Origin of the sequence: Desulfobacula toluolica Tol2 (genome assembly GCF_000307105.1) — a bacterium.
In the GTDB taxonomy this organism is placed as follows: Bacteria; Desulfobacterota; Desulfobacteria; order Desulfobacterales; family Desulfobacteraceae; genus Desulfobacula; species Desulfobacula toluolica.
Genome location: NC_018645.1, coordinates 1203193 through 1216555 on the forward strand (window position 1 = coordinate 1203193; position 13363 = coordinate 1216555).

The 13363-nt window shown below is 42.5% G+C and carries 15 protein-coding genes and 1 pseudogene; 10 read left to right on the forward strand and 6 right to left on the reverse strand.

Features of this window, described 5'->3' with window-relative positions:
• The first annotated feature begins 102 nt into the window (after nt 1-102).
• Complete coding sequence (gene dsrP, locus TOL2_RS05575) at nt 103-1269, forward strand: sulfate reduction electron transfer complex DsrMKJOP subunit DsrP (protein WP_014956539.1); 1167 nt, start codon at nt 103-105, stop codon at nt 1267-1269.
• A 46-nt stretch (nt 1270-1315) separates the two neighbouring features.
• Here the strand turns inward: dsrP and TOL2_RS05580 are convergent, their stop codons facing one another.
• The 6 genes from TOL2_RS05580 to TOL2_RS05605 all read right to left on the reverse strand — a co-directional run bounded on the left by TOL2_RS05580 (nt 1316) and on the right by TOL2_RS05605 (nt 5845).
• Nucleotides 1316-1834, reverse strand: a complete 519-nt coding sequence (locus TOL2_RS05580) for a tRNA (cytidine(34)-2'-O)-methyltransferase (protein WP_014956540.1) — start codon at nt 1832-1834, stop codon at nt 1316-1318.
• 44 nt (nt 1835-1878) lie between these two features.
• Nucleotides 1879-3513, reverse strand: a complete 1635-nt coding sequence (locus TOL2_RS05585) for an ABC-F family ATP-binding cassette domain-containing protein (RefSeq protein ID WP_014956541.1) — start codon at nt 3511-3513, stop codon at nt 1879-1881.
• Nucleotides 3514-3625: 112 nt separating this feature from the next.
• Entirely contained in the window at nt 3626-4003 is a 378-nt protein-coding gene (locus TOL2_RS05590; protein WP_014956542.1) for a NifB/NifX family molybdenum-iron cluster-binding protein, read from the reverse strand.
• A 219-nt stretch (nt 4004-4222) separates the two neighbouring features.
• Nucleotides 4223-4465, reverse strand: a complete 243-nt coding sequence (locus tag TOL2_RS05595; RefSeq protein ID WP_014956543.1) for a hypothetical protein — start codon at nt 4463-4465, stop codon at nt 4223-4225.
• A 152-nt stretch (nt 4466-4617) separates the two neighbouring features.
• Nucleotides 4618-4803, reverse strand: coding sequence for a hypothetical protein (locus tag TOL2_RS05600; RefSeq protein WP_041279302.1), 186 nt, complete (start codon nt 4801-4803; stop codon nt 4618-4620).
• A 16-nt stretch (nt 4804-4819) separates the two neighbouring features.
• Entirely contained in the window at nt 4820-5845 is a 1026-nt protein-coding gene (locus TOL2_RS05605) for a uroporphyrinogen decarboxylase/cobalamine-independent methonine synthase family protein (RefSeq protein WP_014956544.1), read from the reverse strand.
• Between the two features lie 876 nt (nt 5846-6721).
• Between TOL2_RS05605 and TOL2_RS05610 the strand changes: the two genes are divergently transcribed.
• The 9 genes and pseudogenes from TOL2_RS05610 to pstA all read left to right on the forward strand — a co-directional run bounded on the left by TOL2_RS05610 (nt 6722) and on the right by pstA (nt 13358).
• Nucleotides 6722-7081, forward strand: coding sequence for a tetratricopeptide repeat protein (locus tag TOL2_RS05610; protein ID WP_014956545.1), 360 nt, complete (start codon nt 6722-6724; stop codon nt 7079-7081).
• Between the two features lie 303 nt (nt 7082-7384).
• Nucleotides 7385-7969 (forward strand): annotated as a pseudogene (locus TOL2_RS05615) (transporter substrate-binding domain-containing protein); the annotation flags it as partial.
• Nucleotides 7970-7993: 24 nt separating this feature from the next.
• Nucleotides 7994-8716 carry an amino acid ABC transporter permease gene (locus tag TOL2_RS05620; protein WP_014956547.1) on the forward strand — a complete coding sequence of 241 codons (723 nt, stop codon included), beginning with the start codon at nt 7994-7996 and terminating at the stop codon, nt 8714-8716.
• Between the two features lie 11 nt (nt 8717-8727).
• A complete protein-coding gene (locus tag TOL2_RS25195; RefSeq protein WP_193787655.1) occupies nt 8728-8886 on the forward strand; it encodes a hypothetical protein in 159 nt (52 codons plus the stop codon).
• A 140-nt stretch (nt 8887-9026) separates the two neighbouring features.
• Entirely contained in the window at nt 9027-9425 is a 399-nt protein-coding gene (locus TOL2_RS05625) for a hypothetical protein (RefSeq protein WP_041279303.1), read from the forward strand.
• A 68-nt stretch (nt 9426-9493) separates the two neighbouring features.
• Complete coding sequence (locus TOL2_RS05630; protein ID WP_014956549.1) at nt 9494-10108, forward strand: FKBP-type peptidyl-prolyl cis-trans isomerase N-terminal domain-containing protein; 615 nt, start codon at nt 9494-9496, stop codon at nt 10106-10108.
• Between the two features lie 678 nt (nt 10109-10786).
• The gene (locus TOL2_RS05640) at nt 10787-11626 is read left to right on the forward strand and encodes a phosphate ABC transporter substrate-binding protein (RefSeq protein WP_014956550.1); all 840 of its coding nucleotides are present in this window, start codon (nt 10787-10789) and stop codon (nt 11624-11626) included.
• On the forward strand, nt 11626-12474 hold the full coding sequence (locus tag TOL2_RS05645; protein WP_014956551.1) for a PstC family ABC transporter permease: 849 nt from the start codon (nt 11626-11628) through the stop codon (nt 12472-12474). The genes TOL2_RS05640 and TOL2_RS05645 overlap by 1 nt, the downstream gene beginning before the upstream one ends.
• Nucleotides 12474-13358 carry a phosphate ABC transporter permease PstA gene (pstA, locus tag TOL2_RS05650; protein WP_014956552.1) on the forward strand — a complete coding sequence of 295 codons (885 nt, stop codon included), beginning with the start codon at nt 12474-12476 and terminating at the stop codon, nt 13356-13358. Before TOL2_RS05645 ends, pstA begins: the two co-directional genes overlap by 1 nt.
• The last annotated feature ends 5 nt before the right edge of the window (nt 13359-13363 follow it).

Below are 13363 nucleotides of genomic sequence, written 5' to 3' on the forward strand. Positions count from 1 at the left end.
TTCACACAGAGACTTTCAATTTTTGTTGTGGACAAATCTGGGTGAAAGACCAAATTTGCCCATAGCAGTTATATGATAACGCCAATAGCCAGGAGGATAATTATGCTTGAACTTGCTTTAAAAGGTAACAGGACTTATTGGATATGGATGGTAGGATTACTGGCTGTCATGGGAGCCGGTGCATTCTATTATGCGGATCAGCTTAAATACGGATTGATGGTAACCGGTCAAAGCCGTGATGTATCATGGGGTTTTTATACTGCCCAGATGACTTATTTTGTCGGTGTGGCAGCTGGCGGGGTGATGCTCGTGCTGCCGTATTATCTGCATAACTATAAAAAATTTGGTAAAATCACGATTTTGGGTGAATTTTTAGCTGTTGCGTCCATAGTCATGTGCCTGCTTTATCTTCTGGTTCACCTTGGGCAACCCATGCGGGCTTTAAATGTTTTTTTATATCCAACCCCTGGTTCCATGCTTTTCTGGGATGGCAATGTCTTGTTTGGATATCTTGTATTAAACATTATTATCGGATGGAATGTTCTTGAAGCGGAACGTAATGACTCCTCTCCGCCGGTATGGATCAAGCCGTTAATTTATCTGTCTATTCCTATGGCTTTTTCCATTCATACGGTTACCGCCTTTATTTATTGTGGCCTGCCGGGAAGAGGCTTCTGGCTGACAGCTGTTTTAGCTCCAAGATTTTTAGCCTCTGCATTTGCAGCTGGCCCAGCCATCTTGATCCTGTTGTGCATGTTTGTCCGGAAAATGACCCAATTCGATCCAGGTAAAGAGGCCATCCACACCCTTGCCCTGATTGTTGCCTATGGTCTTATCGCCAATGTTTTTTTTCTTTTCTGCGAAGTGTTTGTGGTTTTTTATTCAGGGATTCCATCCCACATGGATCATATCAAATATCTGTATGTCGGTCTGCATGGCCACAGTGTTTTAGTGCCCTGGATGTGGACTTCGGTTTTTTGCATGGGACTTGCCATTGTTCTTCTGGTCATCCCGAGGACAAGAAAGAACAGTGTTATCCTGTTTTTTTCCTGCATCCTTGTTTTTGTCGGCACTTGGATTGATAAAGGTCTTGGCATGATTGCCGGCGGATTTGTGCCCTCGGCCCTGCACCATGTCACAGAATATGTACCCACAATGCACGAACTTATTATCTCAGCCGGTGTGACTGCCATTGGAGTGTTTATTCTGACCGTATTGTTTAAGATTACCATCAGTATAAAGGTGTATAATCAGTCAGAAAAAATATAAGTATAATACAGGGTGCATCCCACCTATAATGGTGTGATCGGAATGGTCATAAAATGCTTTTCCGAACTTTTCCGTGAGAATGGTGTAAGCCGCCCTCGGTCTTAAGCCCGGCGAAAGAGTGTTGCCGCATTACCTCATAACTTATGATCGCCACGGTGTTGGCCAGATTTAAGGATCTGGTGTTAGCAAACATTGGTATTCGTACGCAGAAATCTTGATTTCCAAGCAGCATTTCGACCGGCAGACCCACTGATTCCTTGCCGAAAATAAGGTAGACTTCAGCTTCATAACAGAACTGATCGCATCTTTTATTGGCTTTTGCCGAGATAAATACTTTCTGTCCCTGTGGGTTTTTTGCAAGGAAATCCGCATAGTTTTTATAATATTTAACATTAAGCTCTTTCCAGTAATCAAGCCCGGCACGTTTTAAATATTTATCCTCTATGGAGAATCCCAAAGGCTCTATTAGATGCAGAACTGCACCCATGGCATTACAGGTTCTGCCGATATTTCCGGTATTCTGAGGTATTTCCGGCTCTAATAACACAATATTTAATTTAACCATTAATGCACCTTTTTTTTAAAAAATAACGTTACAGATACGGATGATTATATTTGCCTGTGATCCCGTCCGGTCTTTGAAAGATAGTATTCATAATCACCTTTGTATACAGTCATTTTTCCCCGGTCGATCTCGAAAACCAGATTCACAAGGCAGCGGAGAAAATGCCGGTCGTGGCTTACCAGAACAAGGGTTCCTGTAAATTTTTTCAGAGCATGGAGCAGTATCTGTCTGGACTGGATATCCAGGTGGTTGGTGGGTTCGTCAAGAATTAAAAAATTTATCGGCTGTCCCAGGAGAGTTGCCAGAACCACCCGGCTTTTTTCTCCGCCTGATAGTTGGTCTATCCGTTTTTCCACGTCATCACCCGAGAAGAGAAATGCGGCGCACAGGTTTCTTATCACACCCATTCCAGCACGGGGCAGGGCATTTTGAACAGTTTCAAAAACGGTTCTCTTTGAATCGAGAATATTCATGGAGTGCTGGCTGAAATAACCGATATTGACACTTGCTCCGACTTTTGCGATGCCTTGTGTCGGATTTGTTTTTCCTGCCAGAACCTTCAGGAATGTGGATTTGCCAGCACCGTTGACTCCGACCACGGCAATTTTATCCTGCCTGCTGATCAGCCCGGAAATATCACTGAATACGGTTTTGGGTTTTCTGTCCGGGGTTTCCCATGTTTTTGCAAGCTTATCCAGAAGTACAACGTCATCACCTGAACGTGGCGGCTCTGAAAATTCAAATTTAATGACCCTCTGTTGTTCCGGCAGTTGAATTCGTTCTATTTTTTCCAGTTTTTTGATACGCGATTGTACCTGGGCAGCATGGGATACTCTGGCCTTGAAACGGGCGATGAAGTTTTCTTCCTTGGCAAGCATCTCCTGCTGGCGCCTGTGGCTTGCCACAAGTTGCTTTAACCTGATTTCCCGTTCCCGAATATAAAAATCATAGTTTCCGCCATAGGTGGTGGTGGTGTGGTTTGCCACTTCAACAGTCCGGGACACAACCTTGTTCATGAAATCATGGTCGTGGCATGTCATCAGAAGAGCACCCTTAAAATCATTGATCAGCCAGTTCTCCAGCCAGATGATGGACTCCATGTCCAGATGGTTGGTGGGCTCATCCAGAAGCAGGACATCCGGGCTGATGATCAGGATCTTTGCCAGGGCAATGCGCATCTTCCATCCGCCACTAAAGGATTCCACAGGAAGATTATAGTCGTCAGGTCCTATTCCCAAGCCTGTTAGAACGGTCTGGGCACGGGTTTCAAGATCATACCCGCCGCGATTTTCAAACTCCTCGGCAGCATCCCCGTAGTTTTCAAGCAGGATTTCCATGGCACTTTCATCCATGGGTTCTGCCATGGCGGCTTCCATCTGTTTCATCTTTTCGCCCAGCATCACCACGTCGGACGCAGCAGACATTACTTCACAGAGGGCTGAGCCGCCGGACATCTCCCCCACATTCTGGGAAAAGTAACCGATTTTTATTTTTTTTGAACAGGAGATCTCTCCATCATCTGCTTCTTCTTCTCCCGTGATCAGATGGAAGATTGTTGTCTTGCCTGTGCCATTTGCACCCACAAGTCCTGTCCGTGTACCGGTTAAGATTTGCAGGCTGGCATTTTTAAAAAGAATCTGAGATCCGTGCTGTTTTGAGATGTTTGTCAGATGAACCATTTTACCGCTCCAAAAAAAACGGTAAAATTACCATATCTAATGGGTGGGTTGCAAGAAAAAGAAATATCTCTTTGGTCAGGGTTTTTGAGTGCCTGTGGAAAATCAGATATTTTTATAGGTGTCCACATCCACCCGTATGACCTCCACAGGTTTGTTCTAAAGTCATTTCAGGCATTGTGTTACTTTCAAACAATTTGATATTGTCTTGAACCGTGCCTTTTAAAGCTTTATAAACTTTGATTCCCATTTTATTTAATTTGTTGATAGCACCGGCACCAATACCGCCAACAATAATAATATCAACCATTTTTCCATCTAAAGCTTTTAGAGGGTTACACATGCCATGTACATGACCTAAGTCTTGATTGCTAATTGTGTCTGTTGATTGTGCTTTTGTGTCAAAAACAACAAAGAGTGGAGCCGAACCAAAATGGCCGAAAACTTCACTCTCTAATCCTTTATCTGATTCAACCGGAAAACATATTTTCATTTTTTATTTCCTATTAATTTGCTGTGAAATATCGGATGCTTTTTATATCAGAAAAAAACATTGCTGAATATATTTATTTTTAAGTTTATTCATTAATGCAATACCAAGCTTATGATACACAGGAAGGTGAATGCTCCACTCCTGAATCAAAGATTCATAATGGGCTTCTATCAGGTTGAATCGTATGAGCAGGGATAATTATTCTTGCCCTTTTTTTTATTATTTTCCCGCCAGGGCCAGGCCTGCCATCTCCACGTTGGTCTTCCACTCAGAGGCGGAAATACCCCAATTGCGGCAGTCATTCAGGTCTGCATCCCGGTTGAATGCAGCTTTGAGCCATAAAGGGTCTCTATTGTCATAGCACCAGGCTGCAAAGGAATCGTCCATAAGGAAGGTGGAAGGGGAGGCACCTGGGTTTAGCCGTATCATTTCCCTGAGTTCATCAGCAGTTTTAGCAAACATAATTTACCTTATATTTAAACTTTCAATATCAGTCGTTTTTATTGAAGGGACGAATAACCGAACAAGGCTGGGTCTGTCAACCCCTCTATCGAAATAACAAGAAAATTTAATTTTCTTACATACTAAGGATAATTTTGAGTCATTTTTCATGTTTATTGATCGGATTTCAATTCATTCAGCTTTTTAAACAACATATCATATTCATCTTCATACTCAAGCAGATCCATCATGACAGGAGGCTTGGTTGAATGAGCAGGCAGTCTGTTTTTGGTTTTGTTAATCAAAATTTCAAGTTCTGCCATTCTTTTTTTAATATTTTCGATTCCATTCTGGTCCATATATGAAGACTTCCTTTTATATTAATTTGTGGTGTTCTCTTAAATTTTCAGAGAGTCTTTTTGTTAATTGGAATGCTTTTTCAACTGTTTTTTCCTTATCCTGGTTGACCAGGCAACAGGTAGCAGGTGATATCAGGCTTTGATTCAAAATTTGATCCAGCGGCACTCCTTTGTTAGATAACGTATTCCAGATAGTATTTAATTTAAATGCAAGCAGGTCGAGATTTTCTTTTTCAAAGGTTTCAATACCGGTTGGAACTATCCCCCAGACCAATATTCCGTCCCTGTCCAAAAAACTTTTTATGGAACGATGGCAGGATGCCAATACCTGGGCATTGGTATAAACATCAAATGACAACACATCCATATCAAGGCCTAAAAGGAAATCCCAGTCCGGATTACCGCAAAGATGTATTCCCCGTGGACCATCAATTGTGGAAAAAAACAGATCTAAATCCTGTTTGGCTTTTTGTTCTCCATATCCGGACATTGCTGAAAAGATGAATTGCATGCCGGGTTCGTCAATAAACATAAAAGCATTGCTGTTTTTTTCTTTCAGTTTTTTTAGCTGGACATTAATCCGTTTTGCCATGATTTCAAACATGAAAGGCCTGATATTATCGTCAAACAATATCGGGCGGTCATCCTGATCCAGAACATTAAAGCCGAAACTGACAGGGCCTTCAAGTTGCCCTCTGATCGCGGGCCTATCCACGAGATCAACATCTAAAAATTTGTGATACACTGAAGAATAAGCAGGGCTGACATCAAAATATTCAAGGTCTTCAAAGTGGGACATGGTCTCTTCAAATTCATCTATGAATTTATCCATGGAGAACCGTAACGTTTTGTTTTCCATATCAAGCAGTATTCCCGGAAAATGTTCTGCTGCCTGCACATACATATCTTCATAGTAACTGTAATTCGGTAACTGTGGCCAGAATGGAATATCAAGGCTTAAAGCAGTTTTAAGAGCCTGATTTATATCTGTATGCGGCATGACCGCCATTGCTGTTGTTAATAGTTTGCCTGGGATAGTCATCTTATGCACCTTTTTTTTTAAGGGTCTAAGCCCTTGGTAAAAACATTCTCAGTTCACGCGGAAAACATAATATAATAAAAGCACTCAATAGTAATGTTTAAATCAACCGGATATAAATGCATCTTTTTTATTATTATAATCAAACATTATCATTTTTTAACTGGTCTTGCATTGATCTATATCAAGAAAGATCTATTTTATTTGGATATGAAAGATCCATTGATGTATTCTTTTGATATCTTTTATACTTAAGGCTCTCAAGTAGTTAATGCAGGTATAATTAGTCACAACTGTAATCAATCACTAATTTTTTTTCTATTAACAGGTTGATTATCTGTTTGATGGATAAAATCCCCACCAACCGAAAAATGCGGGACTTGTTTCCAGTTTTTAAAATCCCAGACTATTTAATAATAGTCCGGGGTTTTGAAATTCAGCATTGAGGCAACTTTGTTTTTGACATAGTCCTCAGTGAAAAATATTAAAGATATCGAGGCAACTCAGAACCGATATCTGTACCTTTTATCTTCTTCAGTCAGTTGAAAAAACGATCAAATTTTCATAAAAGTTGCTTATGTCTTTAATTTTGAGCCTGCTTTATCGAACCCAATAATCCCCTTATGTAAAAGGTGGGACACGCCCTATTTTTTAAACTTCTACGCATTTAGGTTACACTCAAATGAATTTACAAATATCAAAATCCATATCCATTCTCAAAATCCATGCCAAACTTATATGCGATCACCATGAAGCCCTTGTTATAAGGAATCGACATATACCTATTTTTGTGGTATTTTAGATGTAATAGAAGTTTACTCCTAATTGATGGTACCCCTGAAGTTCTGGTAATTAAAAAATGGTCAGAGGAGGTCGTCAATGTCCTTTAACAAAAAATCAAATAATTATGGATTGCCTAAACAAAAACTGAAATTAATGCTTAAATTGATCGGCACCTTAAGTCGTTCAGGGATGGTTGCCGGGAATAATGGTGATTTCGATTCAGCGTTTCACAATTGCAAGCAGGCTCTTTCATTAGCCATGGAATTAAAAAAGGAATGCCTTGTCGCCAAACTCCTTAATAACCTTGGCATACTATACTATCAATCTGGTGCATGGGATGAGGCACTTTTATCCTATGAAAAATCCATGAATATTGTTATCAAAAATTATGGTCAACACAACTTTCTTTATAAAACCATTCAAAAGAATATAACTTATTTGTTTTTCACAACATAATAATTATTGATGAATTAGTGCTGTTTTGTCCGAACCAGCCCTGCCTAAAAGTATTTGACGATGATTTTTTAAATTCCTATTCCCACTCTATCGCTTCCAACTCACCAGTGTTGATAAAACAATTTTTAGTATGGAAGTGCTGATAAACAACTGATCAGATGCCTTGCCTACATAGGAGAATTCAATAATCTTACAAACGTTCATCATAATTATCAATTGGATAATTCTTATTCTCTATGCCATATAAATTCTGATTTTTGACAAAAAAGGAATACGAATCTTAATTAGGAAGCTCTTAGGCGCAATATGGTGGCAATGGGCATCGGCTCTACTACCATTACCCTGGCCCGGGAAGATGTTGTAGATTTCAGTCTGCCTTATTTCCTGACGGGAACCCGGCTTCTGGTACCCAGGGACAGCCCTGTTTCCTCCTTTGCCGATATCGGAGGCAAAAGGGTAGGCATGGGGTCCGGGTCAACAGCTAATATCAAAGGGATGGACCGTGCCATTGCCCAGGGGCAGATAAAGCCGGCCTGCCAAAAAATTCTGTTTGAAGAGCATAACAAGGGATTTCTTGCTCTCCAGCAGGGAAAGATTGATGCCTATTTTACTGATGCCAGTCAACTGGCCGGGATGCGGGCCAAAGCCAAAAAACCAGAAGACTGGAAGATCGTTGGCAAGTACCTGACCTATGAACCCTACGGCATCATCCTGCCGGAAAATCAGGGGGAATGGCGTGACTTTGTCAACAAAGCCTTTATTCACATGCTAAAGGATGGTCGATTTGAGGCGCTGTATACCAAATGGTTCGGTCCAGACGGAGTGGTTCCTTTGCCCATGACCGACGAATACAAGGTGCTGCTTAAATCCTTAAGCTATCCTGAATAGCCACTTTAGGCTCAAAGATATGTTTTGCTGAATTATACTTTTGACTGGTCTGTTCTGTGGTGCCAGCCATATGGCGCTATGATGATCAAGGGAATCTTGACCACTCTCGGACTTTCTCTGGTCGCATGGTGTCTGGCTTTGATCCTTGGCATCTGCATAGCCGCCTGCCGGGTTTATCCCAGCAAGACAGCCCGTGTCTTAGCCCTTGGCTATGTCCTGATATTCAGGAATATTCCTTTCCTGGTCCAGCTGTTTTTTTGGTACTTTGCCGCCCCTCTGCTTTTGCCCCGGACCGTCCAGGCCTGGGTCTATGACACGGTTCCGGATTATGCCTTCTTATGCGGGGCAGTGGGGCTTGGCATGTATACGGCATCAAGGGTGGCTGAGCAGTTCAGGGCCGGACTTCTGGCCATCCCCGAAGACCAATATCGGGCCGCATATGCAACGGGGTTGCGGCCGGGCCAGGTATATAGATACGTGATCCTGCCCTATGCGTTCAGGATCATCATACCGGCTTTTACGACAGAGTTTCTCACCTGTTTTAAAAACTCCGCCCTGACCATGACCATTTGTGTTATGGAAATTACCCATACGGCCTATGTCATTGATTCTTTTACCTGGCACGGCCTTGAAACCACAACAGCCGCCAGCCTCTGCTACTTGGCCATTGCTCAGGCTGTGGCTCTGGGCATGTGGCGGGTGGAAAAGCAATTGGCCGTTCCCGGCCTGATTCGGCGGAGAGGATAATTCCTAAGTCTATGGATTTTTCCGTTATTTCCGACAACCTGAACTATATGGCCGGCGGATTGTGGCTGACTTTTGAGATAGCGGTAATGGCCGTTACAGGCGGCCTTGCCTTGGGAACTTTTCTGGGCTATTATCTGGAAAGCCAACCCAGGGTAAAGGATACGCAGTGATTGAAATCAAAAATTTGGGACTTAGCTATGGCAATCATCTGGCCCTGTCAGATGTTTCCCTTCATGTTGAAAAGGGCAAAACCATGTTGTGATGGAATTCAACGGCATGGACCTTTCCAGGGAAGAGATGGAGGCATCTTTTGACCTGGAGTTGTCCAAAGGCCCCCCGGCAGTTGACCCCGCCCGTCTATTTTCTGGACCAGATTCCAAAGGCCTTATCCCAGACTATCGAAGGAGAAAAGATTAGCGACTGCCCCCATCCCAATTCAACCCTGATCCGGGAGAATATGATCGTGCTGGATATTGTTTCAAATTTCAAATCGACCCAAGCCAAAAAAGCCGTAGAAGCAGCGCGCAGGCAGGTGGCCGCTTTTTTGAACTGCCGGGCAGATGAAATTTTTTCACATCCGGTGGCACTGAAGCCAACAACCATGCCATCAAAGGCATGGCCCGGGCCTGTGAAATTGCCGGCCAGAACCTCTTCAGGTTACCAAGTATATTCATTCTTGAAATTATGTCGAAAAATAATTTTAGCATAATGCAATCTGATTGCTTTTTGTGTATATTAATAAACTTTTCATCAAATATTTGTATATAAGGAATTAAAATGAAAGTTGATTTAGATAAGGTTAGTTATGTTCTTGGGCAAAGTATCGGTGGTGACTTTAAAAGACAGGGCTTTGAAATAAATCCTGAGATTTTTGTGGATTCATTTATTGCGGCTTTCAAAGGAGAACAACCCCAGATGCCTGTTGGTGAAATGCAGCACATTATGCAAAATTTTCAAAGAGCCATGCAGGACAAAAAGCAGGCAGAGCAGATGGAAGCCGGGAAAAAAAACATTGAAGCCGGAGAAAAATTTCTGAAAGAAAACGGTAAAAAAGAGGGGGTTAAAACAACTGAAAGCGGGCTTCAGTATAAAGTTATCACTAAAGGAAGCGGAAAAAAACCCGCCGCCACAGATACCGTTGAAACGCATTATGAAGGTAAGACACTTGAAGGTAAAATCTTTGACAGCTCGTACAAACGCGGAAAAACAACAACTTTTCCACTGAATGGCGTCATTAAAGGCTGGACAGAAGCGCTTCAACTTATGGCTGAGGGTTCAAAATATGAGTTGTATATTCCATCTGAACTTGCTTATGGTCCAACCGGAAGTGGGGGGATGATTGAACCATATTCTACATTGATTTTCACGGTTGAACTTATTGCGGTAAAATAATCATTCATAGGATTCTCCGAATTCCCGGGACGAAAATTCGGAGAATCCCATGGCGCCATTTTAATATTGATCAAATATCTAAAGTTTTGTTTGACCATACCGAGGTAAATTGGATAGAAGACTATTTGCCGACAGGTTCTTTTTTCTTAACAGAATGAACACCCCCAGACTATCTTTGTCAGTCCACACTTTATTTGAAAATTTGAAATCATTCAAACCACAACATAGAAGTTTTTTCGAATTCCAAAAGTCAAACATACTTGCATTAAGGTTGACTCTTCCAATATTCAATAATTCAAACTGTATCTTTAATATTTTAAACAAATAACAATACCAATTATTTAATTGGATAATTCAATTTAGGTTGAGTTATTTTGGAACTGTAATCCAGGCTAATAATTAATCCAGACAATAATATGACCGTGTTAAGTTCGGTATTTAAAAATTTGCAAGAATACCAGGTATAGTATAGACAAATTTTTCAGCCAGGGAGTTTCTGGAAGACTGCAGGTACCCGGCAAGTGTTTTTTTTGTGGGGGTGTATAGATATATCTGATATGTTTGCCTGATTTGTATCACAATAATCAATTTGATTTGTTTTTTAGATGTGGATACTGAATAGCCCTTTGGATTGGATGACGATATTTTATGATCAAGTGTTGAATAAAGGAGAAAAAAATGAAAAAAGGATACCGCACGATTAAATGGAGTTTGATCCTGGCAATGATTGTTTTTCAGGCAGGCTTTTGTTTTGCAGCAGGTCTTGATGATTTTAAATCAGAAGAAAAGCAGGTGTTGCGGATTTCCGGGGGAACCGCACATATTCCGGTCATGAAGGAGGCGGCCAAACGTATCATGACCATTAACCCGGATTTACAGATCACCATTGCAGGTGGTGGTTCCGGGGCCGGGATCAAACAGGTGGGAGAAGGGCTGGTTGATATAGGAAATTCCGGCAGACGGGCAAGCGATGCAGAGATTGAAAAATACGGGCTTGGCATGGTCAAATGGGCGGTTGACGGGGTTGCCACAGTGGTGAATCCCAAAAACCCGGTTAAGGCTCTTTCCGGCAAACAATTGCAGGATATTTTTTCCGGAAAAATCGCCACCTGGAAAGCTCTTGGCGGTGATGACCGACCCATCAATATCTATACACGGGACAAGTCCAGCGGCACCCGGTCGGTGTTCTGGAAAAAAGCTTTGAACAAAGGGGATATATCTGACAAGGCCAATTTTGTTACCTCAAACGGTGCCATGAAATCTGCTGTTACCAATGATCCTTATGCCATTGGGTATGTTTCTGTCGGGTATATTGATAAAACCGTTGCACCTGTAACACTGGACGGTGTGAAACCAACACTGGATACGGTTAAATCCGGGGAATACAAGGTTGCAAGAGGGCTTTACAGCAACACAAAAGGCGAACCATCAGGCCTTGCTGAAAAGTTTATGGAATATCTGTTAAGCTCGGAAGGACGCAAAATTGTTGTGGAAAAAGGATTTATTCCTGTTAACTGATGCGGTGTAAAGACACCATAGCCGGGTTTGTCTTTTCAGGGGCATCTGTTTTTAGTGCTGCGGTAACCCTTGCCGTACTGGGTTTTATGATCGTGTTGAGCCTGCCGGTGTTAAAGAACGCTGTTTTTTTTGATGTTCTTACAGCGCCCTGGTCACCGGACCACGGGCAGTTCGGTATCCTGCCCATGATTGTAGGGACCCTTTATATTTCCCTTTTAAGTTTGTTGATCAGTTTCCCGCTAAGCCTTGGATGCTCCATCTTTATTGAACTTGTAAGGCCGGACGGACCGGGCAGGCTGTTAAAGAAAATCGTTCAGCTCATGACAGCTATTCCAACAGTCGTCTATGGATTTGTGGGGGTGTTTTTGCTGGTCCCCATTATACGCGAATGGTTTGTCTACGGCTCCGGGATGTGCATTCTGTCGGCTTCCTTGATGCTGGCACTTTTGATTGCACCCACAATGATCCTGCTTTTTTCTCAAAGTTTTGCCCGGGTTCCTCAAAGTTATTTAAATGCAGTGGATGCCCTGGGTGGAAATATGGTTCAAAAATTATGGTATGTGATCCTGCCCAATGCCTGGCGCGGCATATTGACCGGGATTATACTGGCATTTGGCAGGGCCATGGGAGATACGCTCATCGCATTGATGATCAGCGGCAATTGTGTTGCTCTGCCGTCCTCTGTGCTGGATTCGGCCAGAACCCTTACCGCACACATTGCTTTGATCATTGCCGCTGATTTTGACAGTATTGAATTTAAAATTCTTTTTATCTGCGGGATCACTCTTTATTTGATGACAAGCTGCGGTATTATCCTTGCACGCAGCTTAGACCGGAAACCTGGATAATGGCAAACAACTGCTGGGACAAGATGCTTAAAATTTTTTCGTGGATCTGCACCTTTTTGCTGGTCACGGCGGTTTTTATGGTCATCGGATTTCTTGTCGTAAAAGGATATAAGGCAGTCAGCCTGGAACTGATTTTTGCCGATACCCGTCCCTTTGATGCACTGCTGCTTAAACGCCAGGTGTTTGGCGGACTTTTTCCGGCAATGGCCGGAACCGTGTCTCTGGTTGTCCTATCCATGGGGTTTGCCCTTCCCCTAGGGCTTGCCTCGGGTATATTTCTGGCGGAATATGCACCGTTTCGAGTAAAATGGTTTTTCAGCCTGCTGTTTGATATTCTTGCCGGAATACCGTCCATTGTCGTGGGGCTGTTCGGGTTTTCCATCACTATATTTTTGCATCATTTTTTCAGTGAGCAGATTTTTCCCTGCCTTTTGATAGCGTCATTATCACTGTCATTCCTTGTTTTGCCCTATATCATCAGGACAACCCAGATGTCCCTTGAAAGTCTTCCTTTGCAGGTAAGGCTGACAGCACCCTGTCTTGGGGCAACCAAACTTGAAAATATTTTTCTGGTACTTTTGCCTTCATCCATGTCCGGGATTATCAGCGGGATTGTTCTTGCCATTGGACGGTGCGCGGAAGATACGGCCGTCATAATGCTCACCGGGGCCGTTGCAACGGCGGGAGTCCCAAAATCAATCTTTTCAAGCTTTGAGGCCCTGCCGTTTTATATCTATTATATGGCCTCGGAATATACCGATCATTCGGAACTTATGCAAGGCTATGGGGCCGCTTTAATCTTGTTGATCATCAGTGCCGGACTGTTTGGCGTTTCATACGGGATTAAAAATAGGTTTGCCACAAAAATACCAAATCGGTTTTAACCATA

What these genes read in the sequence shown, in the direction of transcription:
- dsrP (WP_014956539.1), top strand. Translation starts at nt 103, where the DNA reads ATGCTTGAACTTGCTTTAAAAGGTAACAGGACTTATTGGATATGGATG.
- TOL2_RS05580 (WP_014956540.1), bottom strand. Translation starts at nt 1,834, where the DNA reads ATGGTTAAATTAAATATTGTGTTATTAGAGCCGGAAATACCTCAGAAT.
- TOL2_RS05585 (WP_014956541.1), bottom strand. Translation starts at nt 3,513, where the DNA reads ATGGTTCATCTGACAAACATCTCAAAACAGCACGGATCTCAGATTCTT.
- TOL2_RS05590 (WP_014956542.1), bottom strand. Translation starts at nt 4,003, where the DNA reads ATGAAAATATGTTTTCCGGTTGAATCAGATAAAGGATTAGAGAGTGAA.
- TOL2_RS05595 (WP_014956543.1), bottom strand. Translation starts at nt 4,465, where the DNA reads ATGTTTGCTAAAACTGCTGATGAACTCAGGGAAATGATACGGCTAAAC.
- TOL2_RS05600 (WP_041279302.1), bottom strand. Translation starts at nt 4,803, where the DNA reads ATGGACCAGAATGGAATCGAAAATATTAAAAAAAGAATGGCAGAACTT.
- TOL2_RS05605 (WP_014956544.1), bottom strand. Translation starts at nt 5,845, where the DNA reads ATGACTATCCCAGGCAAACTATTAACAACAGCAATGGCGGTCATGCCG.
- TOL2_RS05610 (WP_014956545.1), top strand. Translation starts at nt 6,722, where the DNA reads ATGTCCTTTAACAAAAAATCAAATAATTATGGATTGCCTAAACAAAAA.
- TOL2_RS25195 (WP_193787655.1), top strand. Translation starts at nt 8,728, where the DNA reads ATGGATTTTTCCGTTATTTCCGACAACCTGAACTATATGGCCGGCGGA.
- TOL2_RS05630 (WP_014956549.1), top strand. Translation starts at nt 9,494, where the DNA reads ATGAAAGTTGATTTAGATAAGGTTAGTTATGTTCTTGGGCAAAGTATC.
- TOL2_RS05640 (WP_014956550.1), top strand. Translation starts at nt 10,787, where the DNA reads ATGAAAAAAGGATACCGCACGATTAAATGGAGTTTGATCCTGGCAATG.
- TOL2_RS05645 (WP_014956551.1), top strand. Translation starts at nt 11,626, where the DNA reads ATGCGGTGTAAAGACACCATAGCCGGGTTTGTCTTTTCAGGGGCATCT.
- pstA (WP_014956552.1), top strand. Translation starts at nt 12,474, where the DNA reads ATGGCAAACAACTGCTGGGACAAGATGCTTAAAATTTTTTCGTGGATC.